This is a genomic window from Leucobacter sp. UCD-THU (genome assembly GCF_000349545.1).
Taxonomy (GTDB): domain Bacteria; phylum Actinomycetota; class Actinomycetes; order Actinomycetales; family Microbacteriaceae; genus Leucobacter; species Leucobacter muris.
Window position 1 is genome coordinate 137,105 of the sequence record NZ_KB714604.1, and the last position, 26,262, is coordinate 163,366.

Sequence of the window (26,262 nt, forward strand, 5' to 3'; positions counted from 1 at the left end):
TGTCCAAAGAGAAAAGCATTTCGAAAAGGGCCCGCCTGCTCTACGTGCACCCCGACGCGACGAAGCGGGCCGACTACGTCGAACGCGTGCAGCAGCCCATCACCGAGCAGGCAATGCACCTGCTGCAGCAGCGCGTCGTCGAGATCGCCGGCGTCATGGCGGCCGGCGAGTTCACCGCCCGTGTCGAACACCACTGCTCCGACCCCCATCAGCCCGGCGACTGCCGGCTGCACATCATTCCGGCGGTGAGCCGCGCATGACCCGCGACCCGATGGCGCGCGCGCTCCACGAAGCCCCCGTCTTCTCCGCCTCGCGCATCGCCGAGATACTGGCCGTGCCGCCCAAACCGGCTCTCGTACCGACCGACGAGCAGCGCGCCGTCATCGAGCACCCGCTCGGCGGCAGCACCCTCGTGGTGGCCGGAGCCGGCAGCGGCAAGACCGAGACGATGGCCAATCGGGTGGTCTGGCTCGTCGCGAACGGACTCGTCGAGCCCGATCAGGTGCTCGGTCTCACCTTCACCCGCAAGGCCGCGGGCGAACTCCGCGAGCGCATCTCGGGCAGGATCGACGCATTCGTCGAGCGGGTGCGCGATGCGGCGCAGCGGGGGGCGCTCTCCCCGGGCGAGGCCGAACGCGCCTCAGTGCTCGCCGAGCAGCTCGCCGACGGCCTCGATCTTCCCGACGTGAGCACCTACAACTCCTTCGCGGCAGGTGTGCTCCAGGAGTTCGGGGCGGCCGCGGGCATCGCACCGGGAGCCGCGGTCATCGACGAGGCGACGGCCTGGCGCATCGCCCGCGACACCGTGATCGCGAGCCGCGATCCCGAACTCGCCACGAGCGAGCTCAGCCTGCCCCAGCTCATCCGCCACCTGCTGAACCTCGACCACGCGGTCTCGGACCACCTCACCTCGCTCGACCGCGTCGACCGCGTCGTCGAGGAGTTCGGGCGCGTGATCCACCTGCCCTACAACGAGAAGGAACTCGGCGGCGAGCCGAGCGGCAAGATCTACGCGCCGGTGCGCGACGCGGTCGCGAGTCTCGCAGAGACCCCGCTCATCACCCGTCTCGCCCGCGAGTACGCGGCCGAGAAGCAGCGCAGGGGCGTCATCGAGTTCTCCGACCAGCTCGCCCTCGCCACGCTGGCGCTCGAGCGCTCCGCCGATGCGGTCGCCGTGCTGCGCCGCAGGCACCGCGCGGTGCTGCTCGACGAGGTGCAGGACACCTCGGTGGGGCAGACCCGGTTCCTCTCGCGCATCTTCGCCGGTGGTTCCGTCATGGCGGTGGGCGACCCGCACCAGTCGATCTACGGCTGGCGAGGCGCCTCGGCCGAGGGGCTGCAGTCGTTCCACTCCGACTTCCGGGGTCGCGGGCCCTCCGACGGCGGCACGGCCCCCGCCACCCTCACGCTCTCCACGAGCTGGCGCAACCCCGACCGCGTGCTCGACGCGGCGAACGTCATCGCCGCGCCGCTCGCCGCCGACGCCGCGATCGACGTACCGGGGCTCGCACCGCGACCCGGCGCAGCCGAGGGCTCCATCGAGTGGCGGTACCCCGAGACGGCCCACGAGGAGCGCGCCGCGGTGGCGCAGTGGATGCGCGAGACGCGCGACGCCCACCTCGCCGAGCACGGAGAGCCGCCCACGGCCGCGGTCATCTTCCGAACGCGCAGCCCGATGGCCGCCTTCTCGGCCGCGCTCACCGAGGCGGGCGTGCCCAATCGCATCATCGGCCTCGGCGGCCTCCTCACCACCCCCGAGGTCACCGACGTCGTGAGCACCCTGCGCTGCATCTGGTACGCCGACGCCGGCAGCGACCTCATCCGGCTGCTGACCGGCCCCCGCTTCCGCGTCGGCGTCGCCGATGTCGCCGGACTGCGCGACGCGGCCCGCTGGTTCGCGGGGCGCGACGTCTCGCAGCAGCCTCTCAGCGACGAGGATCGCGCCGAGGACAGCGTGCTGCCCGACCCCGACCGGCAGTTCACCCTCATCGACGCGCTCGACCAGATCGCCACCATGCGCAGCCTCGACCACGCGGCGCTGCGCGGCGTCAGCGAGGCCGGGCGCGAGCGGCTGCGCGACGCCGGCCGCATGCTCGCAGCGCTGCGCCGGGGGGTCGGAGGCAGCATCCCCGAACTCATCGGAGCGACCGTGCAGGCGCTGCGGCTCGACATCGAGCTCGACGCCAACGAGGCGCGCGAGCACGCCGGGGGCTCGGCGGCGCACGCCAACCTCGACATCTTCACGGAGCTCGTCGAGGGCTACCTCTCGGTCGACAACCGAGGCACGCTCGCGTCGCTGCTCGAGTGGATCGAGCGGGCGGTCGAGGCCGATGAAGCGGCCGAGCACGTGGCGGCACCCGCCCCCGGCACCGTGCAGCTCATCACCGCCCACGGCGCGAAGGGCCTCGAGTGGGATATCGTCGCCGTGCCTCGCCTGGTCGCGGGCGAGTTTCCGTCCAGCCCCCGCAGCGGCGCCGGCTGGCTGCGCACCGGAGAACTGCCCGACGAGCTGCGCGGCGACGCCGCCGCGCGCCCCGAACTGAACTGGCGCATCGCCGACACGCAGCAGGAGCTGCGCGACCGCATCGCCTCCTACCGCGAACAGCTGAAAGACCGGCATCACGACGAGGAGCGCCGCCTCGCCTACGTCGCGGTGACCCGTTCGGCGAGCCGGCTGCTGCTCAGCGGTGCCTTCTGGGGCGGGCAGACCCGCCCTCGCACCCCGTCGCCCTACCTGCTCGAACTCCAGCAGGCCGGTGTCATCGCGGGGCTGCCCGAGCAGAGCGCCCACGAATCCGACCCCAGCGAGCTCGCCGAGCTCGCCCTGCAGTGGCCGCTCGATCCCCTCGGCGCCCGCGAACCCGCCGTGATGCGCGCAGCCGCAGCGGTGCGGGCCGCCATCGACGGGGCAGACGAAGGCCGGGATTCGCTCGACGACCCCGACCTCGACGAGACCGTGCGACTGCTGCTCGCCGAGCGCCGAGCCGCCGTCCGGGCCGGCTCGCCGGTCGGCGGCTCACCGGCGCAGGCGGGCGTCCCGGGCGCGGTCGCCGACCCCCGCTCAGGCACCGGAGCCCACGCTGGGGCTGGAGCGGATGCTGGAGTCGGAGCCGGAGCGAACGCTGGAGCCGGAGCCGGAGTCGGAGTCGGAGCCCACGCTCCGCCGGAGCCCGGCCTGCCCGAGCGCATCACGGCCTCGACCTTCCACGAGTTCATCGACGATCCAGCCCTCGCGGAACGGCGCAGGCTGCGCCCCGTTCCTCAGCGGCCCTACCGGCGCACCCGCATCGGCAACCGCTTTCACGAGTGGGTCGAGCGGCGCGCCACGACCGCGCGGGGCACCGCGCTGCCGCTCACCGGGCTCGACCTCGAGGGGTGGGAGCCCGAACTCGCCGAGTTCGACGGCGAAGCCGAACTGAGGCCCCTGATCGAGCAGTTCGAGCAGTCGCGATGGGCGGAGCTGCAGCCCATCGCCGTCGAGCAGGAGGTCACGCTGCCCTTCGCCGGCCGCACACTCGTCTGCAAGCTCGACGCCGTCTACCGGTTCCCCGGACAGGGCGGCGCGGTCGACCGCTTCGAGATCGTCGACTGGAAGGCGGGCCGGTCGCCGCGCACCGACGCCGAGCGCGAGAGCCGCTTCTTCCAGCTCGATCTCTACCGGCACGCCTACGCGCAGTGGGCCGACGTCGACCCCGGACGAATCGACGTCTCGCTGTTCTACGTCGCCGAGGGCGTCGAACTCACCGGCAGCCGACCGCGCAGCCTCGAAGAACTCGAAGAGATCTGGAACTCCGCCGCAGCGCGCCTGCGCCCCGCGCCGTAGCGCCGCCGGGAATGAGCAGCGCCGCAGCGGCCGAGCAGCGCGGCCCGGCAGCGCTGGGGCGAGCCGCGACCGCGAATGAGCTGGAGTCGCCCGGCAGCGCCGGGGCGGGCCGCCACCGAACCCGCTTCAGCGGGCGGGGGTCTCCGGCAGGTCCTCGTCGTCGATCGGCTGCGTCAGCTGATCCGAGAGCGGCTCGGTCATGTGCTCCGCACCGTCCTCAGCGGGCTCACCGCCCCCGCTCGGCGACGCCTCGGCCTCCTCGTCGCCCCCCTCGCGGAGCGGCTCGATGAAGTCGGTGTCGACCCCGAACATGCGATCCTCGTCCAGTGCCTCGTAGGCGGCCGTGTCCGAGAGGTGGTCGGCCACCTCGGGAGTCTCGTCGAGCAGCGCCGTCACCTCCGACTCGTCGAGCGGAGAGCGGTGCTTCGCCGCGGAGAACGCCGCGCCGAGCGCGCCGGACGAGCCGACCATGCGGTCGAGCATGCTCACGGCGTCGTCGATCACCGCCTGATCGTGCGATTCCACCCCGTGCAGCAGCCAGCGCGCCACCTCCAACTCGTGGTAGAGCGCGGCCCGCACTCGCAGGTGGGAGAGCGAGCCCGTGTTACGGTTCTGGGCATACCTGGCGAGCGCCGAGTCGAGCACGTCCGAGCCGGCGGCCAGCAGCCATGCCAGGTCGGAGGCCGGGTCTCCGACCGAGAGCTCGGACCAACCGGTCACGCCCGTGATCCGGTCGTCATCGACGAACAGCTGCTCGGCATCGAGCGAGCCGTGCACCACGGTCGGCGTGAAATCCCAGATGTCGGCGGTCTCCACCGTCTGCTGCCAGCGCCGCAGCACCGTCTCGGGCAGCAGGCGCGTCGCCTCGGCCCGGTCGATGAGGCGCGTCGTGAGCAGTCTCAGGTCCTGCGCGCTGCGCACGGGCAGCCCGCCCTGCTGCGCGACGCTCGTCGGCAGATCGTGGATCGCCCCGATCGCCTCCGCGATCGGCTGCAGCAGCCGGGCGTCGTGCGAGAGATCCTCGGCCTCGAAGCGGGCGCCGCCGAGCATGGTCGTCACCACGGCCCGCGTGTCGCCGGCCCGCGTCATCCCGAGCGTCTCGGGCACCTCGAACGGCAGGCGACTGCGGGGGCCCTCCGTGAGCGCCGCGATCCCCAGCAGCTCGGCCGACTGCTGCACCTCGGCGGCCTGCGTGCGGGGCACCCGCACCAGCAGCTCGGCGTCTTCGCCGGCGACGACTGCGGAGGCGAAGCTCTCGTCGCCCTCGTGCGCGCGAACCCCGAAGACGACGAGACCCGGTACGGCCGAAGTCGCGAGCGCGGCTAGAGTGAAGGGAATGGTGGCCATGTATTCAGGGTATGCACGCTCGCGGACTCCTGGGCCGCGCCACGCGCACCGCACGGCACACCGCACGCAACTTCGGGGGATCGAGATGCGATGCTTCGGCGCCCCCGCCCGAGAGGAGACGCGATGATTGCCGACCACCCGCCGCTCGCCGGCCGGGCGCTCGACCGCGACGCCGAGACCCGCGCCGATGCCGGGCGTCTGAGCGCCGCCTGGAACGACTCGGCCGCGAAGCTGCTGCGTCTGCGCGGTGTGGAGGTGCCGGTCGTCGGAGGCGCGTCGCACGGTGCGGGCGGGCCTCGCCTCGCGCTGATCCCCACCACGGGGGAGTTCGAGGCCGCGGGGCCGGATCAGCGCGCGCGCCATCTCTACCTCGGTCGGGTGGACGGGGATCCCGTCTTCGCCGTCGCCGTCTCGCAGCGCGGCGCCGATGGCGTCGATCGCGACGCGGCGCCCCGCGCGGCCGGAGCAGGCGTGGGGGAGGCGGCGCCGAGCGATCCCGCGAGCCCGCCCGCCGCAGGCCTGCCCGGCGAGGAGTGGCGGCACCCCTTCGAACTCGCCGATCGTCTGCCCGAGGCCGAACGCGAGATGATCGCCGTCGCCTCGGGACTCGTGCGCTGGCACGAGTCGGCGCGGTTCTCGCCGCGGGACGGCAGCCTCACCGAGCCGCGGCTCGGCGGCTGGATGCGGCGCGACGCGCACGGCGGCGAGCACTTCCCGCGCACCGACCCGGCTGTGATCGTGCTCATCGAGCACGAGGATCGGGTGCTGCTCGGGTCGAACGCGCTCTGGGAGAGCGGACGCTTCTCACTGCTCGCGGGTTTCGTGGAATCGGGCGAGTCGCTGGAGCAGACCGTCGCGCGCGAGGTGTTCGAGGAATCGGGCGTGCGCCTGGGCGAGGTCGAGTACGTCGCCTCGCAGCCGTGGCCGTTCCCACGCTCGCTCATGCTCGGCTTCCGAGCTCGGCTCGCGGAGGGGGCGGATCCGCTCGATCTCAGCCCGGATCCCGAGGAGATCTCCGAGCTGCGGTGGTTCACGCGCGACGAGCTGCGCAGCCCCGCCGCCGGCATCACGCTGCCGATGCCGCTCTCGATCGCTCGCTGGATGATCGACCGCTGGGTCGCCGAGGGCGACCGGGATCCCGCCTCGGACGGGGGCGCGGGTGATGCGGGCGGCTCGGCCGGATCGGGCGCCGCGAGCGGTCCGAGCGATCGCGATCGCGCGGTTGCCGATCCCGACGAGACCGCCGTCGCGCTCGCTGAGGGTGCGCATGGCGAGTGACGCGGAGGAGATCCTCGCGGAGCTCGATCCCGAGCAGCGGGAGATCGCGGAGTGCCTCCGCGGGCCGGTCGCGGTGCTCGCAGGCGCGGGCACGGGCAAGACGCGGGCGATCACGCACCGCATCGCCTACGGCGTGCGCAGCGGCGTGTACGCCCCCGAGCGCGTGCTCGCGGTGACGTTCACCCGCAAGGCGGCGGGGGAGCTGCAGGGGCGTCTGCGCGGGCTCGGCGCGGAGGGGGTGCGCGCGCAGACCTTCCACGGGGCGGCGCTCGCGCAGCTCGGGCACTTCTGGCCGCAGCTGGTGGGCGGGGCCGCGCCGAAGGTGCTGCCCGGCAAGGTCGCCGCCCTGTCGCAGGCCGTCGAGGGTATGGGGCTGCGGCTCGGCGGCGAGGCGCTGCGCGACGCCGCCTCGGAGATCGAGTGGCGCAAGACCTCGATGCTGAGCATCGACGACTACGCGGAGCGGGTGCAGGATCGACCGCTGCCGCAGGGGCTCACGGCCGAGCAGCTGGTCGACGTGCACCGGGCCTACACGACACTGCTCGAGGAGCGGCGGCAGATCGACTTCGAGGATGTGCTCGTGCTGCTCACGGGAATGCTCGAGGCCGAGCCCCTCGCGGCGCTGCAGGTGCGGGAGCGCTACCGCTTCTTCACCGTCGACGAGTTCCAGGACGTGTCGCCGCTGCAGCACGCGCTGCTGCGGGTGTGGCTCGGAGATCGCGATGATCTCTGCGTGGTCGGCGACGCGAGCCAGACCATCTACTCCTTCGCCGGGGCGACGAGCTCGTACCTGCTGCGGTTCGGCGTCGAGTACCCGCACGCGCGCGAGATCAGGCTCGAACGGAACTACCGCTCGACCGAACCGGTGGTGCGGCTCGCCAACCGTCTGATGCGCGACCGGCCGGGGGCGCTCACGCTGCGGGCGACTCGCGAGCGCACCGAGGCGGATGCGCCCACCTTCGAGTGGTTCGGCAGCGAGCACGACGAGGCGGCCGCGGTGGCGGGCTCGATCGCCGATGCGCTGAGCGCGGGCACCCGCGCCTCCGAGATCGCGATCCTCTACCGCACGAACGCGCAGTCGGCCCGCTTCGAGGAGGCGCTGCGGCAGCGCGGGATCAGCACGCGCGTGCACGGCGCGCAGCGCTTCTTCGAGCGCGCCGACGTGCGGCAGGCGGTGATGCTCGTGAGAGGCGAGGCGAAGGTCGCCGACCCCCGGCCGCTGTTCCAGATCGTGAGCGATGTGCTGCGGGCCGGAGGGTGGACCGAGAAGCCGCCGGAGGGCGCCGCCGCACGGGAGCGCTGGGAGGCGCTCGGCGCGCTGCTCGCGCTCGTGGACGAGATGCCGCCGGGTGCGGGCATCCGCGAGTTCAGCGAGGAGCTGCTCGCCCGGCAGCGCACGCAGCACGAGCCGACGCTCGAGGCGGTGACGCTGAGCGCGATCCACGCGGCGAAGGGCCTCGAGTGGTCGATGGTGCACGTGGTCGGCATGAGCGAGGGCGTGCTGCCGATCGCCCACGCCGCCGACGAGGCGGCCATCGAGGAGGAGCGGCGGCTCGCCTACGTCGCCTTCACCCGCGCGCGCGATGTGCTGCGCCTCTCGGGTGTGGGCGGAGGCGCCCGCGCCCCGCGTCGGCCGTCCCGGTTCATCGCGGAGGCCGGTCTGCTGGCGTGAACGCCCCGCACGCGCACTCGGGGTGCGGTGCGACGGAGGCGAGGCGAGGGGCGTCGCTCACCTGGCCGCGACGCATCGGGATGATCGCGCGCGTGGTGCGGGCCGACGGGTCGCCCGCGCGCCAGCGGCCGATGAGCATGGCGGCGAACGCGGCCGCCATGTGCGCGCCGGCGGACGTCTCGGTGCGGGGGCTCGAGCCGTAGAGCTGCGCGGCGAGAACCGGGTAGGCCGGATCCTCGTCGAGCATGGTCAGCGCGCAGCACGTGTGACAGGGCGCGCCCCGCTCCGAGACCAGCGGGCCCACGGTCACGGTGCGGTCGGTGAAGCGGATGAGCAGGTGGGGCACGGCGAGGCTGAGCCAGCGCTGCGCCCGTTCGAGCGGTTCGAGGAAGCGCTCGACGTGCACCACGAGCTCGTACCCCTGCTCGAGCGACGGTTGCTCGTCGAGCGCGCACAGGCCGGTGGCGCTCAGCGCGGCGCGCAGGCCGGGCACCTCGCGGCCGTCGTCGCAGACCAGCGCCCGCAGCGAGCGCTGCGCGGCTGCGGGCGCCACCGTTCGACGCCGCGCGTCTCCGAGCGAGCCGCCGTGCACCGGCGCCCGTCGAGTCGAGCCGTCCCGATCCCGCGCCGTCCGCACCGGCGCCTCTCGATCCGGCCCCTCTCGATCCGGAGCGCCGGCCGCGGGCACCGACTCGAGCGCGGGAGAGAGCGCCGTGAGCAGCTCCCTGGCCTCCTGCGGGGTCGCCCCCAACCGCTGGGCCTCCCGCGAGAGGCGGCGCGGCGCGATGCCGGAGACGAGTGCTCCGATGAGGCGCTGCGCGCCGGGGCTCGGGTGCCGCACGCGCGCCTGCGCCCGCTCGAACCCGACGCGCAGCGTGTCGGGGTCTTCCCAGCAGAGCGGGAGATCGGGCCGGATGCGGGTGATCGTGTCGTTCATGGCACGAGTCTGCGTCACCGCATCGCCGCCGAGGCTGTTACTCACAGGTGCCGGGCGGGATCGCCGGGAGTGCGCCGGATCCGCCCGACTGTGAGCGAAGTGCTCGCGTCACCGGGGCGGTCCCGCTGCGGGTCAGGCCGAGCGACCCTGTCCGTCCTCGCCGCCCTCGTGCGGCGGCAGCTCGCCGTCGAGCAGCTGGGCCAGCGCCGCATCGAACTCGTCGGCCTCGGCGTCGGGCGCCGCGCCGGCCAGCCCGAGCCGTTCGAGCAGGCGGGCCGGGTGATCGAGCTCCTCGGCGGTCGGCAGCAGATCGGGGTGCGCCCACAGCCCGTCGCGCGTCGCAGCGTCGCTGCGCTCGGCGACGAGCCGCCACACCGCCGCGGCGTCGCGCAGACGCCGGGGCCGCAACTCGAGCCCCGCGAGCGCCGAGAACGCGTGCTCGGCAGGGCCGCCGGTCGCGCGCCGCCGCCGCACCATCTCCGCGATCGCGTCCGCGCCGGGGATCCGCTTCGCCGCCTCCGCGGTCACGACATCGACCCAGCCCTCGATCAGCGCGAGCATCGTCTCGAGCCGCGCGTGCGCGGCCTCCTGCGCCTCGGTCTTCGGCGGGATCAGCGCGCCGTTCGAGATGAGCTCCTGGATCTGCTCGGGGTGCTGCGGATCGATGTCGCGCGCCATCTCCTCGATGCGATCGGTGTCGATCCTGATGCCGCGCGCGTAATCGGTGATGGCCGTGAGCAGGTGCAGCCGCAGCCACTTGGAGTGCCGGAACAGCCGCGCGTGCGCGAGCTCGCGCACGGCGAGGTAGAGGGTGACCGCCTCGGCGTCCTGATCCAGCCCGTCCGCGAACGCCGCGACCCCGCTCGGCAGCAGCGCGCCGCCCTCGCGGCCCGGCCCCGAGAGCAGCGGGATCCCGATGTCTCCCGCCGACACGACCTCGCCGGAGAGCCGGCCCACGATCGTGCCGAGCTGCACCGCGAACAGCGCGCCGCCCACGCTGCGCAGCACGGGGGTCGCCCCCTGCAGCGCGTCGCTCAGTTCCTCGGGCATCTGGCTCTGCAGCGCGTTCATGAGCGCGCCGGTGATCGACTCGGCGACCGGCTCGGCCAGGCTGATCCAGGTGTCGACGGACTGCTGCACCCACTCGATGCGGGTGAGCGTGCGCGGCGCGTCGGGGGTGGGCCCCAGCTCGGTGGCCTCGTCGAGCCACAGTGCGGCCACGGGGAACGCGCGCATCGCCGGTGCCGGATCGCCCGCGGGGGCGCCGTCGCTCGCGACCTCGATCGCGGTGCGGCGCGCCGTCGACCAGTCGATCTCGTCGGTGGGGTGCTGCATGGCGCCCTGCAGCGTGCTGAACAGCCCCTGCAGCGTCTTCGGGTCGACCGGGATGCCGGCGGCTTTCGCGAACTGCTCCGCGTCCATGCCGTTCGCCCCCGCGCGGCCGCCCTGGAGCATCTCCCGGAGGATGCGCTGCAGCTCCTCGAAGTCCTCCGGACCCCGGCCGCCAGAGTTGTCGTGATCGCTCTCGCTCATTGCCCGCTCCTCCGCTTCGTGCGTCGCCGACCACGCTACGGCACGTCCATCAGATCCGCCTGCTAGATTGGCCGTCGCTCGGCGAATCCCATTGCGCCGACTGCGAACAGGCGGGGCGGCGCATCGGCCCTGGCGAAGCCGCGCGCAGTGAAGTTCCGGGCCCGGTGCAGCGACGGGCCCCGTGGAGGAGACCAGTGAACGACGACCGGATCGAACGCCGTCGCCTGCGCATCATGCTCGCCCTCGCGCTGGTCGCGTGCGCGGTGCTGCTGGCCGCGCTGATCCCATCGCCCTTCGTGGTCGAGCGGCCGGGGCCGGTGGTCAACACGCTGGGCGAGGTGGAGCTCGAGGACGGCGAGGTGGAGCCCGTCATCTCGGTCGACGACGCCGAGCTGTACGAGGCCGACGGCGAGTTGAACCTGCTCACGGTCTCGATCCTCGGCGATCCCGCGCACCCGAGGAGCTGGCTGTCGCTCGTCCCCTCGCTCTTCGATCCGGCGCAGCGCGTCGCGCCCGTCGCCGAGTTCTACCCCGAGGGGGTGACGCTCGAGCAGCGGCAGACGCAGAACGCCGCGTACATGGACTCGTCGCAGATGCAGGCGGCCGCCGCGGCGTTCCGCTGGCTCGGGGAAGCCGTGCCCGTCGAGCTGAGCGTCGCGGCGGTGATAGAGGACGGTCCGTCGGACGGTGTGCTGCGGGAGGGCGACGTGCTGCTCACCGCCGACGGCGCCCCCATCGCCGACTTCGCCGAGCTGCGGGCGCTCGTGACCGAGACCGGCGCGGGAGGCCGGATCGTGCTCGGCATCGAGCGCGAGGGCGTTCCGCAGGAGGCGGCGATCGAGCCCCGGATCCCGCAGGGCGGTGACGAGCCGCTGATCGGCGCCACGATCGCCTCCAGCTACGAGCTGCCGAACGAGGTCGACATCAGCCTCTCCCAGATCGGCGGTCCGAGCGCGGGCCTCGTCTTCGCGCTCGGTCTCGTCGAGCGGCTCACTCCGGGCACGATGGTCGACGGGTCGATCATCAGCGCGACCGGCACCATCTCCGGCACGGGGGAGGTCGGCGCGATCGGCGGCCTGGCCCAGAAGATGTGGGCGGCGGATCGGGCCGAGAGCGACCTCTTCCTGATGCCGATCGGCAACTGCGGCGACCTGCCCGAGCGGCGACCGGAGGGGCTCAGGATCGCGCCGGTCGCCACGCTCGACGAGGCGATCTCGGCCGTGGAGGCCGTGGCGGCGGGGGAGGAGCCCGCGGGGCTCGAGCGGTGCGGGGCGGGCGCCTGAGCGCTCTCCGGAGCCTCCCGGACCCGGGGTCCCGCGCGAGAACGGGGCCTCGAACCGCGTCGCCGAGCGGGCGTCGCGCGGAGGCCGGCGTCCCCGCGGGCGCGGCGGCGAAGTGCGGTTCGGCCCGGCGCTTTGTCAGCGGCGACCGATAGGGTGGTCCGCAGCACCCGCCCGGCGCGCCTCACGCGCGCACTCAGGACAGGAAGTAACTCGAAGACGTGACCGACCAGAACGCAGGCGCTCCGGCCGCCACTCGACGCAGAATCTCCCCGCTCGCCATCACCGTCGTGCTGGTGGTGCTGCTGATCCTCGGCTTCCTCGCGGTCGCCTCGGTGTTCGCCGAGGTGCTGTGGTACCGACAGATCGGGTATCTGCCCGTGCTCACCACGCAGTGGATCGCGGCGGGGGTGATGTTCCTCATCGGTTTCGCGGGCATGGCGGTGCCGCTGTTCTTCGCGATCGACGTCGCCTACCGCAAGCGCCCCGTCTACGCGCGCCTCACCGCGCAGCTCGACCGCTATCAAGAGCTGTTCGAGCCGCTGCGCCGGCTCGTGAAGTGGGCGCTGCCCGCCGTGTTCGGCCTGTTCGCGGGCATCAGCACGGCCACGCAGTGGCAGCGCGCGCTGCTCTGGCTCAACAGCGCCCCCACGGGCGAGACCGATCCGCAGTTCGGCTTCGACGTCTCCTTCTACCTTTTCGACCTTCCGATGCTGCAGGGCATCGTGGGCTTCGCCTCGGCGGTCACCCTCATCGCGCTCATCGCAGGCGTCGCCACGAGCTACCTCTACGGCGGCATCTCGTTCTCGGGTCGCGACGTGCGCGTGTCGAAGGCCACCCGCATCCAGGCGGCCGTCATCGCCACCCTCTACCTGGTGCTGCAGGCCGGCAGCCTGTGGCTCGACCAGTACGCGTCGCTCGCCGACAACGGCGGCCGGTGGACGGGCGCCCTGTTCCAAGACGTGCACGCGGTGATCCCGGGCAAGCAGATCCTCGCGGGCATCGCCCTCATCGTGGCGGTGCTGTTCCTCATCACCGCGTTCACCGGCAAGTGGCGGCTGCCGGTCATTGGCACCGCGCTGTTCCTCGTCTCGAGCATCGTGCTCGGCATGGGGTACCCGTGGGCCGTGCAGCAGTTCCAGGTCGGCCCCGACGAGAAGAGCCTCGAGGCCGAGTACATCGAGCGCAACATCGAGGCGACGAGGGCCGCCTACGGCATCGAGAACGTCGAGGTCGAGCGCTACGACGCCGTCACCGACGCCGAGCCGGGCGCACTGCGCAACGACGCGGTCACCACGGCGAACATCCGCATCATCGACCCCGAGATCGTGTCGCCGACGTTCGCTCAGCTCGAGCAGATCCGCCAGTACTACAAGTTCCCGACCACCCTCAGCGTCGACCGCTACGAGATCGAGGGCCAGGTCGAGGACACGGTCTCGGCGATCCGCGACATCGACATCAGCGACCAGGACGGCTGGTACAACCGCACTCTCGTCTACACCCACGGCTACGGCCTCGTGGCGGCGTTCGGCAACCAGCGCTCGCCGGGCGGCGAGCCCGTCTTCCTCGAGAACGGCATCCCGACCAGCGGCAAGCTCGGCAAGTTCGAGCCCCGCGTATACTTCGGCATGAACTCGCCCGAGTACTCGATCGTGGGCGGCGAGCGGGATCGGGCCATCGAGCTCGACTTCCCCGCAGACGCCGAGAGCGCGGCCGAGGCCTCCGCAGAGGACGAGGAGGGCGCCGCTCCGGCCGAGGCCGAGGCGCCCGCCGAAGGCGAGACGGCTCAGGAGACCGAGGTCGTCGAGGCCGAGGAGGAGGAGAGCGCCGGAGGCGGCGGCCGCCAGAACATGACGACCTTCTCGGGTGAGGGCGGGCCGGAACTCGGCAACCTCTTCACCAAGCTCATCTACGCGCTGAAGTTCCAGGACATGGAAGTGCTGCTCTCGGGCGCCGTGGTCGACGGATCGCAGATCCTGTACGACCGCCACCCGGTCGACCGCGTGCAGAAGGTCGCACCGTACCTCACCGTCGACGGGGCGCCCTACGCCTCGGTGGTCGACGGCCGCATCGTCTGGATCATCGACGGCTACACCACCTCGGCAGACTATCCCTACTCCGAGGTGACCGACATGAACGCGTTGACGGTCGACGCCGACAACGAGCGCACCGACCCGCTGTCCAAGCCGGTCAACTACATCCGCAACTCGGTGAAGGCCACGGTCGACGCCTACGACGGCTCCGTGAAGCTCTACGCGTGGGACGCCGAGGATCCGCTGCTCAAGGCGTGGGGCAACATCTTCCCGGGCACGCTCGAGAGCGTCTCCGAGATGAGCGGCGATCTGCTCGCGCACGTGCGCTACCCGAGCGACCTCTTCAAGGTGCAGCGCGCGATGCTCGGCGAGTACCACGTCACCGACGCCGACGCCTTCTACTCGGCCGAGGATCGCTGGCGAACGCCGAACGATCCCGTCTCGAGCGCGGGAGCGGGGGCGCAGGCGCTCGCCCAGCCGCCGTACTACCTGACGCTCGCGGCGGGCGCCGACGCCGAGCCGAACTTCTCGATCTACTCGACCTACATCCCCGACCAGCAGGGCGAGGGCTCGCGCGACATCCTCACCGGGTATCTCGCCGCCAACTCGAACGCCGGATCGCAGGCGGGCGAGGTCTCCGAGGAGTACGGCACGCTGAAGCTGCTGACGCTCCCGAAGGGCGACCCGATCCCCGGCCCCGGCCAGGTGCAGAACAGCTTCACGACCGACTCCGAGGTCTCGCGCCTGCTCAACATCCTGCGTCAGGGCGAGAGCCAGGTGATCAGCGGCAACCTGCTGACGCTGCCCGTCGGCGGCGGCCTGCTGTACGTGCAGCCGGTCTACGTGAAGGCGTCGTCGGGCACGAGCTTCCCGATCCTGCAGAAGGTGCTCGTCGCCTTCGGCGACCAGATCGCCTTCGAGGACACCCTCGACGCCGCCCTCGACGCGCTCTTCGGCGGCAACTCGGGTGCGAGCGCCGGCGACGGCGGCACCACCCCCACCACCGAGGATCCGGTCGACGGCGAGACCGGCGACGACACCGGATCGGAGGACACCGGGGACGCGACGGGCGGCACCGGCGGTTCGACCAGGGGTGCGGTCTCGCTCGACGACGCGCTGCGCGACATGCAGCAGGCGATCCGCGACCGCGACCAGGCGATGCAGGACGGCGACTGGACCGCGTTCGGCGAAGCCGATGCGCGCCTGCGCACCGCTCTGGAGGAGGCGCTGGCGGCGGAGTAGGGCTCCGCACCGATGAGGCGGCCGGGTCGAGGGGGAACCCTCGGCCCGGCCGCCTTCGCGTGTGGGAGCTGCGCGGTGGCGCACGGGACTCCGCTCACATGAGAGCCTGAACGCACTGGGCGAAGATTCTCCCGCACGCCGGTGCGGGTCTATGCGGACTCACCCGCGCGCGCCGTTCCGAGCCGCGCAGAGGCGCGAATCGTTTCGCGGGCGTCGCCACGCAGACGGCCGTTCGACGCGGTGAGCGAGGGCTCCGGCGCGGGAAACGCAGCGGAAAAGCGAAGAGGCTCCCTTTCGGGAGCCTCTTCTCAACTGGTTGCGGGGGCAGGATTTGAACCTACGACCTCCGGGTTATGAGCCCGGCGAGCTACCGAACTGCTCCACCCCGCGGCACAAGAATTTACTTTACACGGCGCCCCGAGTGAATGCAAATCGGCCCGGAACACCGCCTGTGGACAGTGCGGATTCCGGTGCGCGGGCGGCGGGCAGGATCGGGGGAGATGCGTGCCGGTGCGGCGGGGCGGATCGAAACCCACACCGTCTCACCGAAGGGAACCTCATGAACCGCCTCGACCCGCCGCCGACCCGAAGGCCGCAGCTCCCGCCATCAAGCGGCATCCGCGATCTCATCGCACCACGATTCTGCGCGCCTCGCAGGCTGCTCCGCCTCGCCGGGCTCGCCGCCGTCGGAGCTATCCTCTCGGGCGTCGGCTTCCTCACCCCCGCCGTCCCGCAGAGCGGGGCGCAGGCAGCTAACGAGTGCGCGGTGACCGGAGCAGCGATCTCGAAGAAGACGGTCGAGAGCTCCGCGGGTTCCGTGCTCTACGACTACAAGCTGCGGCACTTCCGCTGGCACGCGGGTATCGGGGACTACACCCTCGAGCTCGAGCTCGCACCATCGGTCGCCGCAGGAGACCGCATCCGCATCGACTTCGAGAACGTGTACGCGGCGCGCCCGCCGTTCCTCGAGATCGACGGCACGCGGGTCGCGCGGAGCGTCGGCGGCGCAACGGCCTACGGAGCCGACGATCGGGCCTCGACGTGGGTGGACTACGAGTTCTTGCCCGCGGTCGACGGCCTTGTCGATCGGAGCGTGTCGATCTCGGCGTTCTACGAGTTCTACGGGCTCGGCGCTCCTCCGGTGCTGGGCGAGAACCTCGCGGGCCGCGTCTCGACCTGCATCCCCGTTCAGAACGGCGAGCTCGGCGTCGTGCTGGAGGAGCTCGCCCCCATGGGAGTCACCTCCGCCTATGCGGCGACGCCGGGCGCCGCGCTGATGTGGCAGCTGGCGCACCGCGCTGACGAGCCCGCCGCGTCCGAGGGCGGTCGTCGCATCGAGGTGGTGCTGTCGAACCCGCACGAGTACCGGCTCGACCCGCAGACGCTCCGTGCCGCTGCCTACGCGGTGAGCGAGGACCGCACGCGCCCGATCGTCGGCACGGAGCAGCATTTCGACTCCCACAACGGCATGACCGTGGAGGAGCTGCCGAACGGCGACGTGCGCGTGGGCTTCGTCGCCCCGAAGATACGTCAGCAGCAGCGATTCGTCGTGCACGTCACCGGCGGCTCCGCGATGACGGGGCAGAGTCTCGACCCGGCCAATCGACAGATCGCCGGAGCATTCCGAGTCGACGACGGGGCACCGGTGCTCGTGACCTCCGACACCGGCTACGGCTCCGTGAGCGGTGGGGCGCGCACGGTCGGACCGCCCCTGTTCGAGAAGACCCTGGACGGCGACCGAGGGTACCTGCTGCGCATCAGCAACCCGTCTTCCGGCGCATCCGGCTACGTGGTGCGCGCCGGCACCGCGATCGACCGCTTCTTCGTGAACGGGCAGGAGGCGGCCGAGCAGCTGACCATCGTGGAGCCTTCGAGCGGCACGGTCGAGGGGAGCACCTGGGCCTACCCGTCGCTGCAGCCCGGCGAGAGCATCACCGCGTCGGTGCCGTTCGACTACGCCGCCTGGTTGGAGGCGGGCTTGCCGCGGATCGCCTCATCGGTCAACGCGTTCGGACTGCCGGGCATGGGCGAGTGCGTCGCGGGGGCGGTGCTGCTCGCCGAGGGTACCGAGTGCTCGCAGGTGGAGCTCGATGCGCCGCTGGGCCCGCCTCCGGCGCTGCAGATCGACAAGTCCCAGGTGGGGGAGGCGGTGCTCGCCGACGACGGCGCGTCGGCCACCGTGCGGTACCGGATCGCGGTGCGCAACGCCGGTGGCATCGACGCGTGGGCCGAGAGCCTGGTGGTGCGCGACATCTTCCCGGCGGACGCGATCGGGATCGAAGTGGTAGACCCGCCCGTCGTGATTGAGGCCGGATTGCCGGAGACGGGGGAGGCGGCCGTGCCGGCCGGGGCGCCCGCCGGCGTCTTCGATCCGGCCACCGGCCTGTGGGACGGCTTCTCGCTCAACGGCGGTGCGGTAGCCGCAGTCGAGTTCACGGCCGAGCTGCCGCTGGCGGCGGGGCCCGACGGCCACGGTGAGCACGTCAACCGTGCGACGGTCGAGGCGAACGTGCTGCCGCCCCGGACGGACGCCGATCCCTGCGAGGCGAACGAGACGCTCGAGACCGACCGCGACCGCTGCGACGAGGTGACGACGGTGCTCGAGAAGCCGCGGATCGCGCCGGCGGCGAGTCCCGAGCCCGGAGCGGCCGAGCCGCGGCCGACGGCGCCGAACCCCGTGTCCGAGGGGCCGGTCCCCGCGAAACGGTCGTCGATGCTCGCGGTGACCGGCGGCGAGCAGGGCCTGCTGCTGCTCTCAGCGGCCGGAGGCCTGCTGCTCGTAGGCGGCACCGCCATCGCGGGTGCCGCCGTCGTGCGCGACAGGAGGCGCCGAGCGAGAGGGAAGGGGTCCGGGCTGGGGTAGGGCCGCCCGTACAAGCGCGCGAGGCAGCCTTCCCCGCTGACCGGCGACTCGAGGCGGCGAGCAGAAACGGGATCCGCGCCGCGATCCGCAGCTGACACGCAGTGCTCGTAAATGCAATTCATAAGTTCGCAGGCCAGGGTAGGGGTTACGAGAAGGGAGCCCCCATGACGACCAACCCCGAGCACGACCACCCGGGCGCTCAGCACACCACCGGCACTCCTGCGGGGGCGGGTGAGGGCGCCGCATCGCCGCAGCAGCCCGCCTCCGCCGCGCCGGAGCAGCCGGCGCCGCACGCCACGCAGCCGACCACCCCGCTGCCCGAGAGCCTCGCGGATCAGCAGGCCTCGTGGCACGGGCAGCCGCAGGGCGCTCAGCCGCAGCATCCGACGCCGCTCCACGGACACGATCAGCACGCGCAGCAGGCATACCAGCAGCAGTCCTCTCCGAACCAGCAGGGCTACCCTCAGCACGACCAGCAGGGCGCCTACTCGCAGCCCGGCCAGCCGCAGCACCCGTCGCACGAGTCGCACGCGGAGCCGCAGTTCGCTCCGCAGACATCGACCACCGCGCACGCGCAGCCGAAGAGCCGCAGCGGTGCGCTGCTCGCGGGACTCGCCATCGGTGCGCTGCTCGGCGGCGTGGTCGGCGGCGGCGTGGCGGCCATCGTCGCCTCCAACGCGGCGCCGCAGACGGTGGCCGAGAGCGGCGGCACCGGCACGCTGACGCTCAACAACGCCGACAACGCGACGCAGATCTCGGGCGTCGCCGCGGTCGCCACCCCGAGCGTCGTCACGCTGCAGGTCACGAGCGACGGCGCCTCGGGGTCGGGCTCCGGCGTGATCTACCGCGAAGACGGCTACATCATCACCAACGCGCACGTCGTCACGCTCGACGGAGCCACCTTCGATCCGCAGGTGCGCGTCAAGCTGAGCGACGGACGCATCCTCGACGGCGAAGTGGTCGGCACCGCGCCGTACTCCGACCTCGCGGTGGTGAAGGTCGACGCCGACGGGCTGCCCGCGATCGAGGTCGCCGACTCCGACGAGCTCAACGTGGGCGATCTCGCCGTCGTCATCGGCGCGCCGCTCAACCTCGCGAACACGGTCACCAGCGGTGTCGTCAGCGCCGTCAACCGCGGCATCTCGGTCGGCAGCGCGCTCGTACCGCAGGATCCGACGCCCCAGGACGACGAGGGCAGCGGTGGAACCAGCCCGTGGGACTTCCGCTTCGGTCTTCCGGACCAGGGCGAGCAGCAGCAACAGCAGCAGACCACGGGCGGCACAGTGACGCTCCCTGTGATCCAGACCGACGCGTCGATCAACCCCGGCAACTCGGGCGGTGCGCTGCTCAACGGCAACGGCGAGCTCATCGGCATCAACGTCGCGATCGCCTCGCCCACGAGCTCGCAGGGCGTTGCGGGCAGCGACGGCCTCGGCTTCGCGATCCCGGTCAACCTCGCGACCCGCGTCGCCGATGAGATCATCGCGGGCGAGCAGCCCTCGCACGGCCTGCTCGGCGCCTCGGTCGCCGATTCCAGCCAGGACACCGACGAGGACGCGAACCACGCGGGCGGTCTGCTCGTCGACGTGACCCGCGGCGGCGCCGCCGACAGCGCCGGTCTGCGCGCCGGAGACGTCATCACGGCGGTGGACGGCGTGCCCGCGGTCGACGGCACCTCGGTCTCGGCCCTCGTGCGAATGCACCCCGGTGGCAGCACCGTCTCCATCGACTACACCCGCGGGGGTGAAGAACAGCAGACCGAGGCCACCCTCGGCACGCTGGAGTGGTAGCTCGACGCTAAGCTGAATCCGATGAGTACCGCCGGATTCAGCTTCGCGAGCGGCAACCTCGCCAAACTGCTCGCGCTTCCCAAATACCTGCTGTCGCTGCTCGTCTCGTGGTTCGTTCCGCGGGGCGAGCAGCGCTGGGTCTTCGGCAGCGGCATCGGAGTGGGCGAGGGAGCGCTGCCCCTCGCTCGAGCCCTGCGCGCCTCCGACCCCGATGCCCGCATCGTCTGGCTCGTGGCAGACGATGCCGAGGCCGAACTCGCCCGAGCGGAGGGCTTCGAAGCGGTGCCCCGCCGCGGCCGGGCAGGCTACTGGGAGACCCTCAGGGCGAGCCGCGTCGTGGTGACCCACGGTCTCGGCGACGCGAACCGCTTCGGCGTCTACGGCGCCACCGTCGTGCAGCTGTGGCACGGGGCGCCCCTCAAACGACTGCATCTCGACTCGCCCGTCACCACGGCGGTGCGCGGGCCGGCCCCGGTGCGGGCGCTGCTGCGCCGCATGTACCTCGCGGGCTCGCGCGAGATCGACCTCTTCGTCGCGGGCTCCGTCACCGCCGCCGAGCGGCTGCGCTCGGCGTTCCGGGTCGATCCGGGCAAGGTGCGCGTGCTCGGAGACCCTCGCGACGACGCACTCGCACAGCAGGCGCGCGACCCCGAGGCCGCGGCCGCAGCGCGAGCGCGGCTGCTCGAGGCCCTCGGCGAGGCCGGATCCGCCGTCGCCGACACCGACGTGATCGTGCTCTACGCGCCCACCTGGCGAGACGGGGATCCCGACCCCGCGGCGCCCGACGCCGCAGAGGTCGCGCTGATCCGGCGCACCCTCGCCGAGAGCGGCGCCCACCTGCTCATCCGCTCGCACCCCCTCGGCAGCGGCGCATACGAGCCGATGGTCGGCGAGCGGGTGCACCTGCTCGGCGCGGACCGCGTGCGCGACATCACTCCGCTGCTCGGCGGAGTCGACACGGTGGTCACCGACTACTCGTCGATCGCCATCGACTTCTCGTTGCTCGGGCGCCCGATCGTGTGGTTCGCGCCCGACCTCGAGCACTACACCGCCACCCGCGGCCTCTACGAGCCTCTCGCGGTGACGGCCGCGGGTCGCGTCGAGCGCGACTGGACTTCGGTGGCGCGCCGCCTCGCGGAGCTGAGCGGAAGCGTGCTCGCGGCGCGGGCGGCGCAGGCGGACGCGCGCTCGCTCGCCACCCGCTTCCACGCCCATCCGGAGGGGGGAGCGGCGGCGAGGGCGCTCTCCGAGATCATCCGGCTGCGCACTCCGCTGCGCGAACTCGTCACCCCCGCATCGGTGTTCTTCGAGAGCTTCTACGGGCGCCAGGTGAGCTGCAATCCGCTCGCCCTCGACCGCGAGATCTCCCGCCGCTTCCCGCAGCTGACCCGCTACTGGAGCGTCACCGGCGAGCGGCAGCGAGTGCCCGAGGGCGCCGTGCCACTGCTCGTCGGCGGCCGCGAATGGTTCGCGGCGCGGCGCACCGCCAGGCTGCTCGTCGTCAACGACTGGCTGCGCTACCGGTTCCGCAGACGCCGCGGCCAGACCGTGATGCAGACCTGGCACGGCACGATGCTCAAGCACCTCGCCCTCGGCCGCCCGAACGTGGGTCTGCGCACCCGCCTGGCGATCCGCCGCGAGAGCCGCCGCTGGAGTCTCCTGCTCTCGCAGAACCCCCACTCGACCGAGCAGTTCCGCTCGAGCTACGCGTTCCGGGGCGAGATCCTCGAGACCGGCTACCCGCGAGACGACCGGCTCGCCCAGGCGATGCTCGGAAGCGAGCGCAACCCGATCGCCGTGCGCACCGCGCGGGCGGCGCTCGGCATCGACCCCGACGCCCGAGTGCTCGCCTACGCGCCGACCTGGCGCGACGGCGGTCTCACGCTCGTCGACGAGCTCGACGTGCGCGCGCTCGCCGAGCAGCTCGGCGAGGAGTGGACCGTCGTGGCGCGCGGGCACACGCGCACGCACGCCTTCGGACGCTACGGAGGCGCGACCGCCCGGGTGGTCGACGCGTCGCAGCACCCCGACGTGAACGACGTCATCCTCGCGGCCGATCTGCTCGTCACCGATTACTCGTCGATCATGTTCGACGCCTCGATCGCGCAGCTGCCGACGGTCTTCTTCGTGCCCGATCTCGCGGCTTACCGAGACCGTGAGCGAGGCTTCACCTTCGATTTCGAGCGCGAGGCTCCCGGGCCGCTGCTGTCGCAGCGATCCGAGGTGGTCGAGTGCGCGCGGCAGCTCGCGGAGCTCGGCGTGGCCGCGGACTGGGTGCGACGGTCTGCCCCTGCTGCGGCGGCCTGGCGGGAGCGCTTCAACCCGCACGACGACGGTCGCGCCTCGGAGCGCGTGGTGAGGGCGCTCGTCGAGCGGGGCGCGCTCGGCTGAGCGGCGGGCGGTGCCGGCGGCCGCTCGCGTTCGTCGGGGCCGCTACACCCGCGAGCGGTCGACTACTCGGCCGCCGCCGAGAGTGATGCCCCGCAGAAAACCGGAGCCCCAGCTCAGGTGCATGGTCACGAGCGTCGCGGCGGTGAGCAGGTGGTCGCGCAGCCCGCGCTGATCCGGGATCCTGATCGTGGCGTACGCGATCCCGAGCAGGTACAGCGCGGCGGGTGCGAGCAGCAGCGACCAGGCGGAGCCCCAGGGCAGCACCCCGCAGACGAGCAGCACGAGGCCGACGAGACTTGCGGCGAGCCCGAGCACCAGGGCCCCAGGGGCGAAGAAGCGCCAGGGGTTCGCCCGCCCGTACCTCCGCACGAGCACGGCCCGCCAGGTGCCGGTCGCGAAGAACTGCCGAGCGAGGTCGCCGAGCGAGGCGCGCGGCCAATAGGTGACGCCGAGCGCGGGCTCGAACCAGACGAGGCCGCCGGCGCGGCGGATCCGCAGGTTGAGCTCCCAGTCCTCGCCGCGCAGGATCGCGGGATCGTAGCCGCCGACGGCGTCGAGCGCCTCGCGACGGAAGATGCCGAGGTACGCCGACTCGGCGGGCGCCGCCGAGCCGTCGCCGTGGTACGCCCCGCCCCCGAGCCCGAACGGGCTGTTGTAGCCCCGGGCGATCGCGCGCTGCACCGCCCCGCGCCCCGCGGCCCGCATCACGCCGCCGACGTTCGCCGCGCCCTCGCGCCCCAGCGCCTCGATGCCGCGCCGCGTGTAGTCGGGGGTGAGCTCCGAGTGCGCGTCGACCCGCACCACGACGGGGTGGCGACTCGCCGCGATCGCGAGGTTGAGGCCCGCCGGGATGTGCGTCTGCGGGTTCTCAACGAGACGCACGCGCGCATCCGCCGCCGCGAGGGCCGCGGCGATCTCGTCGGTGCGGTCGCGGGACGGGCCGAGAGCGAGCACGATCTCCTTCTCGCCCGCGTAATCCTGGTCGAGGATCGTGCGCACCGCCGTCTCCAGATACCCCTCCTCGTTGAGCACCGGCATGACGTAGCTCACGGCGGGCAGCTCAGGGAGGGGCGGCAGGATCACCCCACGATCCTCCCACAGCCTCCGTGTCACGGGTCTCACGGGGACTGGCGATATTCTGGAGGGATGCAACTGGCGAAAGATGCGAAGCGCGCGGTGCGACTGGCGAAGCGCGTGCTGAAGGGACGACGGGCCTACTTCGAACTGCGCAACCTGATCCTCGAGCAGGGCCCCCTGCCCGAACAGCGCTTCCGCGTGGGCGTCTACTTCGCCGACAGCGACGTCAACATCTACCAGATGCGCCAGTGGTACGCGCCGCTGCAGGAGCTCTCGAAGCACTGGCCGGTGCTCGTGCTCGCCCGCAACGCGGCCGGAGCTCGGCAGCTGATGCAGGAGAGCGGCCTCGACGTCGCCTTCGTGCAGAAGGTCACCGACCTCGAGCGGGTGATCGAGCAGCAGCCCCTCGACGTGATCCTCTACGTGAACCAGAACACGCGCAACTTCCAGATGATGCGCTACGGCCGACGCTGGCACGTGTTCATCAACCACGGCGAGAGCGACAAGATGTACATGACCAGCAATCAGTACAAGACGTACGATTTCGCACTGGTCGCGGGCGACGCCGCGCAGGCCCGCCTGTCGAAGGCGCTCTGGGACTACGACGTGGATCGGCGCACGATCCCGATCGGCCGCCCGCAGGCCGATCACCTGGGCGGCACCCCGCCGTTCGAGCCAGACGAGCGCACCGTCGTGTTCTACGCCCCGACCTGGGAGGGCGATCGGCCGGCGGCGTGCTACGGATCCGTGGCGACCCACGGCGAGGCCCTCGTGCGCGAGCTCATCGCCACCGGCCGGCACCGCGTGGTGTATCGGCCCCACCCGCGCAGCGGCGTGGTCGACTCCGAGTTCGGGGCCGCGAACACCCGCATCATCGCGATGCTGCAGGAGGCCAACCAGCAGGATCCGGCGGCGCAGCACGTGTACGACACCTCGCCCGCCCTCGGCTGGCAGCTGAGCCTGCCCGACGTCGCCATCTGCGACATCTCCGCGATGGTCTACGACCGCCTCGCCACGGGCAAGCCGCTCATGGTGACCCGCCCGGTCGCGCCCGAGGCCGAGGTCGACGAGGGCGGCTACCTGAGCGTGTGCGAGTGGCTCGACGCGGATCAGGCCGGCGATATCGCGGCGGTGCTGGACCGGGTGATCGGCGACGATGCGGCCCGCGAGCGGCTGGGCACGTGGTCGCAGCACTACTTCGGCGACACCTCGCCCGGGGCGCCGACCCGCCGCTTCCACGGCGCGATCGAGGGCCTGCTGGCGAAAGCCGACGAGTGGCGGCGGAGGCAGACGGCGGAGTAGCGGAGCCCCGCACGCGAGCCGCGGCCCCTAACCGCCGACGGGGTGATCGGCGTTGTAGCGATCCAGCACCTCGTCGATCGGCGCGTCGAGCGCGAGCCGCCCCTTGTCGAGGTACAGTCCCCGCGAGCAGAACCGTCGCAGATCGCCCTCCTTGTGCGAGACGAGGAACAGGGTCTTCCCCTGCGCGAGCAGATCTTCGATGCGCCGATAGCACTTCGCCCGAAACGCCCGGTCGCCCACGGCGAGCACCTCGTCGACGAGCAGCACGGGCTCGTCGAGCTGCGAGATGACCGAGAAGGCGACCCGCACCTTCATGCCGCTCGAGAGGTGCTTGAACGGGGTGTCGATCACGTCTTCGGCGCCCGCGAAATCGATGATGTCGGCGAAGCGCGCGGCGATCTCCTGACGGCTGAGCCCGTGCAGGCCCGCGGCGAGGTTGACGTTGTCGCGCACGGTCAGGTCGCCGACGAAGCCGCCGGTGATCTCGATGAGCGGAGCCACGCCGCCGTGCACGGTCACCGTGCCCTCGTCGGGCAGCAGCACGCCGGCGACGAGCTTCAGCAGCGTCGACTTGCCCTGCCCGTTGCGGCCCACCACGCCGATCGCCTCGCCGGGCCGCACCTCGAAGGAGACGTCGCGCAGCGCCCAGAACTCGCCCGGGCGATTGCGGCGCGACCGCCCCGAGAAGAGATCCTTGAAGCTGCGGCGTGAGCCCTTGTTGCGTCGGAAGCGCACCCCGAGCTTCTGCACGGAAATGATGGGCGGCGCATCGGGGGAGTCTGAGCGGCCGATGTTCTCGTCGAGTTCGTACATCGTGTCACAGCTCCTTCAGGACGCCGCCGGTGGAGCGTCGGAACACGAGCACGCCGATCACGAGGAAGAGGAGCGTGCCCAGGGCGGAGGCGCCCACGAGCGCCCAGTCGAGCTGGTCGGGGAAGAACCCGGCGCGGAACAGTGCGAAGATGCCCGAGAGCGGGTTGAGCCACGCGAGCGGCCGGGCGAACTCGGGCAGGTCGGCGGCGCCGTAGATGATGGGGGAGGCGTAGAAGAGCACGCGCAGGATCAGCTTCGTCGCGCGTTCGAAGTCGCGGAAGAACACGACGAGCGGCGAGACCAGCAGGCCGACCCCGAGTGTGAGCGTCGCGAGCATCAGCACCGCCAGCGGGAAGAGCACGAGCTCCCACCCGACGGTGGCCCCGGTCGCGATCGCGAACGCGATGAGCACGGGCAGGCTCAGCACGAACTCGACGCCCTTCGAGCAGACGATGCGACCCACCCAGATCCAGCGGGGCAGGGCTACGGAGCGCACCAGCTTCACGTCGCGCAGGAATGCGCGCGTCGAGTCGGAGACCGCCCCGTTGAACCAGACCCACGGCAGCAGGGCGGTCAGCAGGAAGACGATGTAGGGCGTCTCGCCGACGGACCGGCTGAACACCTGGGTGAAGATGAACCAGTAGATGAGGCTCATCAGCAGCGGATCGAGGATCGACCAGAGGTAGCCGAGCAGCGAGGTGGAGTAGCGAACCTTGAGATCGCGCCGGGTCAGCAGCCACAGCGACGACCAGGCTCGCTTGCGCGTCGACCGCGTCGACCGCGTCGACCGGGGCTCGGAGGAAAACGTCACACAGCCATTCTGCCGGTTTTTCGGGGTTCCGTCGGCAGGCGCGTCCACGGCGGCGCGCCCGCCGGGCGAA

General features: G+C 72.1%; 16 protein-coding genes and 1 tRNA gene. 10 read left to right on the forward strand and 7 right to left on the reverse strand.

Annotated features, from left to right (window positions below):
- Together H490_RS0116340 and H490_RS28140 are read left to right on the forward strand one after the other, a co-directional pair.
- Positions 1–260: PD-(D/E)XK nuclease family protein (locus tag H490_RS0116340; protein ID WP_238560349.1), on the forward strand; the 260-nt coding region annotated here is incomplete at its 5' end.
- Positions 257–3,823, forward strand: coding sequence for an ATP-dependent DNA helicase (locus H490_RS28140; protein ID WP_017884860.1), 3,567 nt, complete (start codon positions 257–259; stop codon positions 3,821–3,823). The genes H490_RS0116340 and H490_RS28140, both read left to right, overlap by 4 nt.
- A 126-nt stretch (positions 3,824–3,949) precedes the next feature.
- Here H490_RS28140 and H490_RS28145 read toward each other — a convergent pair whose 3' ends face one another.
- Positions 3,950–5,170, reverse strand: coding sequence for a phosphotransferase (locus H490_RS28145; protein ID WP_017884861.1), 1,221 nt, complete (start codon positions 5,168–5,170; stop codon positions 3,950–3,952).
- A 123-nt stretch (positions 5,171–5,293) separates the two neighbouring features.
- Between H490_RS28145 and nudC the strand changes: the two genes are divergently transcribed.
- Together nudC and H490_RS28155 are read left to right on the forward strand one after the other, a co-directional pair.
- Positions 5,294–6,448 carry an NAD(+) diphosphatase gene (gene nudC, locus H490_RS28150; protein WP_017884862.1) on the forward strand — a complete coding sequence of 385 codons (1,155 nt, stop codon included), beginning with the start codon at positions 5,294–5,296 and terminating at the stop codon, positions 6,446–6,448.
- Positions 6,438–8,120: an ATP-dependent helicase gene (locus H490_RS28155; RefSeq protein WP_017884863.1), complete on the forward strand. Its 1,683-nt coding sequence runs from the start codon at positions 6,438–6,440 to the stop codon at positions 8,118–8,120. Before nudC ends, H490_RS28155 begins: the two co-directional genes overlap by 11 nt.
- On the opposite strand, the gene H490_RS28160 is transcribed toward H490_RS28155, so the two are convergent.
- Both H490_RS28160 and H490_RS28165 read right to left on the reverse strand, forming a co-directional pair.
- Positions 8,092–9,057, reverse strand: coding sequence for a hypothetical protein (locus H490_RS28160; protein ID WP_017884864.1), 966 nt, complete (start codon positions 9,055–9,057; stop codon positions 8,092–8,094). The two genes, H490_RS28155 and H490_RS28160, sit on opposite strands and share 29 nt — an antisense overlap.
- A 132-nt stretch (positions 9,058–9,189) precedes the next feature.
- Positions 9,190–10,590, reverse strand: coding sequence for a zinc-dependent metalloprotease (locus H490_RS28165; RefSeq protein WP_017884865.1), 1,401 nt, complete (start codon positions 10,588–10,590; stop codon positions 9,190–9,192).
- Between the two features lie 194 nt (positions 10,591–10,784).
- Here H490_RS28165 and H490_RS28170 point away from each other — a divergent pair, with 194 nt between their 5' ends.
- Entirely contained in the window at positions 10,785–11,873 is a 1,089-nt protein-coding gene (locus H490_RS28170; RefSeq protein WP_017884866.1) for a PDZ domain-containing protein, read from the forward strand.
- Between the two features lie 218 nt (positions 11,874–12,091).
- Positions 12,092–15,145 carry a UPF0182 family protein gene (locus tag H490_RS28175; RefSeq protein WP_017884867.1) on the forward strand — a complete coding sequence of 1,018 codons (3,054 nt, stop codon included), beginning with the start codon at positions 12,092–12,094 and terminating at the stop codon, positions 15,143–15,145.
- A 313-nt stretch (positions 15,146–15,458) separates the two neighbouring features.
- Here H490_RS28175 and H490_RS28180 read toward each other — a convergent pair.
- A tRNA-Met gene (locus tag H490_RS28180) sits at positions 15,459–15,535 on the reverse strand.
- Between the two features lie 376 nt (positions 15,536–15,911).
- Here H490_RS28180 and H490_RS28185 point away from each other — a divergent pair.
- The 3 genes from H490_RS28185 (at position 15,912) to H490_RS28195 (ending at position 22,189) form a co-directional block, all read left to right on the forward strand.
- Positions 15,912–18,008, forward strand: coding sequence for a hypothetical protein (locus tag H490_RS28185; RefSeq protein WP_238560350.1), 2,097 nt, complete (start codon positions 15,912–15,914; stop codon positions 18,006–18,008).
- 164 nt (positions 18,009–18,172) lie between these two features.
- The gene (locus tag H490_RS28190; RefSeq protein ID WP_017884869.1) at positions 18,173–19,798 is read left to right on the forward strand and encodes a S1C family serine protease; all 1,626 of its coding nucleotides are present in this window, start codon (positions 18,173–18,175) and stop codon (positions 19,796–19,798) included.
- 21 nt (positions 19,799–19,819) lie between these two features.
- Positions 19,820–22,189 (forward strand): CDP-glycerol glycerophosphotransferase family protein, encoded by a 2,370-nt coding sequence (locus H490_RS28195; RefSeq protein WP_031290200.1) that lies wholly within the window; start codon positions 19,820–19,822, stop codon positions 22,187–22,189.
- 42 nt (positions 22,190–22,231) lie between these two features.
- On the opposite strand, the gene H490_RS28200 is transcribed toward H490_RS28195, so the two are convergent.
- Positions 22,232–23,272 carry a glycosyltransferase family 2 protein gene (locus tag H490_RS28200; RefSeq protein WP_017884870.1) on the reverse strand — a complete coding sequence of 347 codons (1,041 nt, stop codon included), beginning with the start codon at positions 23,270–23,272 and terminating at the stop codon, positions 22,232–22,234.
- A 63-nt stretch (positions 23,273–23,335) separates the two neighbouring features.
- On the opposite strand from H490_RS28200, the gene H490_RS28205 reads away from it, so the two are divergent.
- Positions 23,336–24,568 carry a hypothetical protein gene (locus tag H490_RS28205; protein WP_017884871.1) on the forward strand — a complete coding sequence of 411 codons (1,233 nt, stop codon included), beginning with the start codon at positions 23,336–23,338 and terminating at the stop codon, positions 24,566–24,568.
- A 27-nt stretch (positions 24,569–24,595) separates the two neighbouring features.
- Here H490_RS28205 and H490_RS28210 read toward each other — a convergent pair whose 3' ends face one another.
- On the reverse strand, positions 24,596–25,381 hold the full coding sequence (locus tag H490_RS28210; protein ID WP_017884872.1) for an ABC transporter ATP-binding protein: 786 nt from the start codon (positions 25,379–25,381) through the stop codon (positions 24,596–24,598).
- A 4-nt stretch (positions 25,382–25,385) separates the two neighbouring features.
- Positions 25,386–26,192 carry an ABC transporter permease gene (locus H490_RS28215; protein ID WP_017884873.1) on the reverse strand — a complete coding sequence of 269 codons (807 nt, stop codon included), beginning with the start codon at positions 26,190–26,192 and terminating at the stop codon, positions 25,386–25,388.
- Between the last annotated feature and the right edge of the window lie 70 nt (positions 26,193–26,262).

Bases quoted from the DNA above. Each gene is read 5' to 3' on its own strand.
- H490_RS28140 (WP_017884860.1), top strand. From the start codon at position 257: ATGACCCGCGACCCGATGGCGCGCGCGCTCCACGAAGCCCCCGTCTTC.
- H490_RS28145 (WP_017884861.1), bottom strand. From the start codon at position 5,170: ATGGCCACCATTCCCTTCACTCTAGCCGCGCTCGCGACTTCGGCCGTA.
- nudC (WP_017884862.1), top strand. From the start codon at position 5,294: ATGATTGCCGACCACCCGCCGCTCGCCGGCCGGGCGCTCGACCGCGAC.
- H490_RS28155 (WP_017884863.1), top strand. From the start codon at position 6,438: ATGGCGAGTGACGCGGAGGAGATCCTCGCGGAGCTCGATCCCGAGCAG.
- H490_RS28160 (WP_017884864.1), bottom strand. From the start codon at position 9,057: ATGAACGACACGATCACCCGCATCCGGCCCGATCTCCCGCTCTGCTGG.
- H490_RS28165 (WP_017884865.1), bottom strand. From the start codon at position 10,590: ATGAGCGAGAGCGATCACGACAACTCTGGCGGCCGGGGTCCGGAGGAC.
- H490_RS28190 (WP_017884869.1), top strand. From the start codon at position 18,173: ATGACGACCAACCCCGAGCACGACCACCCGGGCGCTCAGCACACCACC.
- H490_RS28195 (WP_031290200.1), top strand. From the start codon at position 19,820: ATGAGTACCGCCGGATTCAGCTTCGCGAGCGGCAACCTCGCCAAACTG.
- H490_RS28205 (WP_017884871.1), top strand. From the start codon at position 23,336: ATGCAACTGGCGAAAGATGCGAAGCGCGCGGTGCGACTGGCGAAGCGC.
- H490_RS28210 (WP_017884872.1), bottom strand. From the start codon at position 25,381: ATGTACGAACTCGACGAGAACATCGGCCGCTCAGACTCCCCCGATGCG.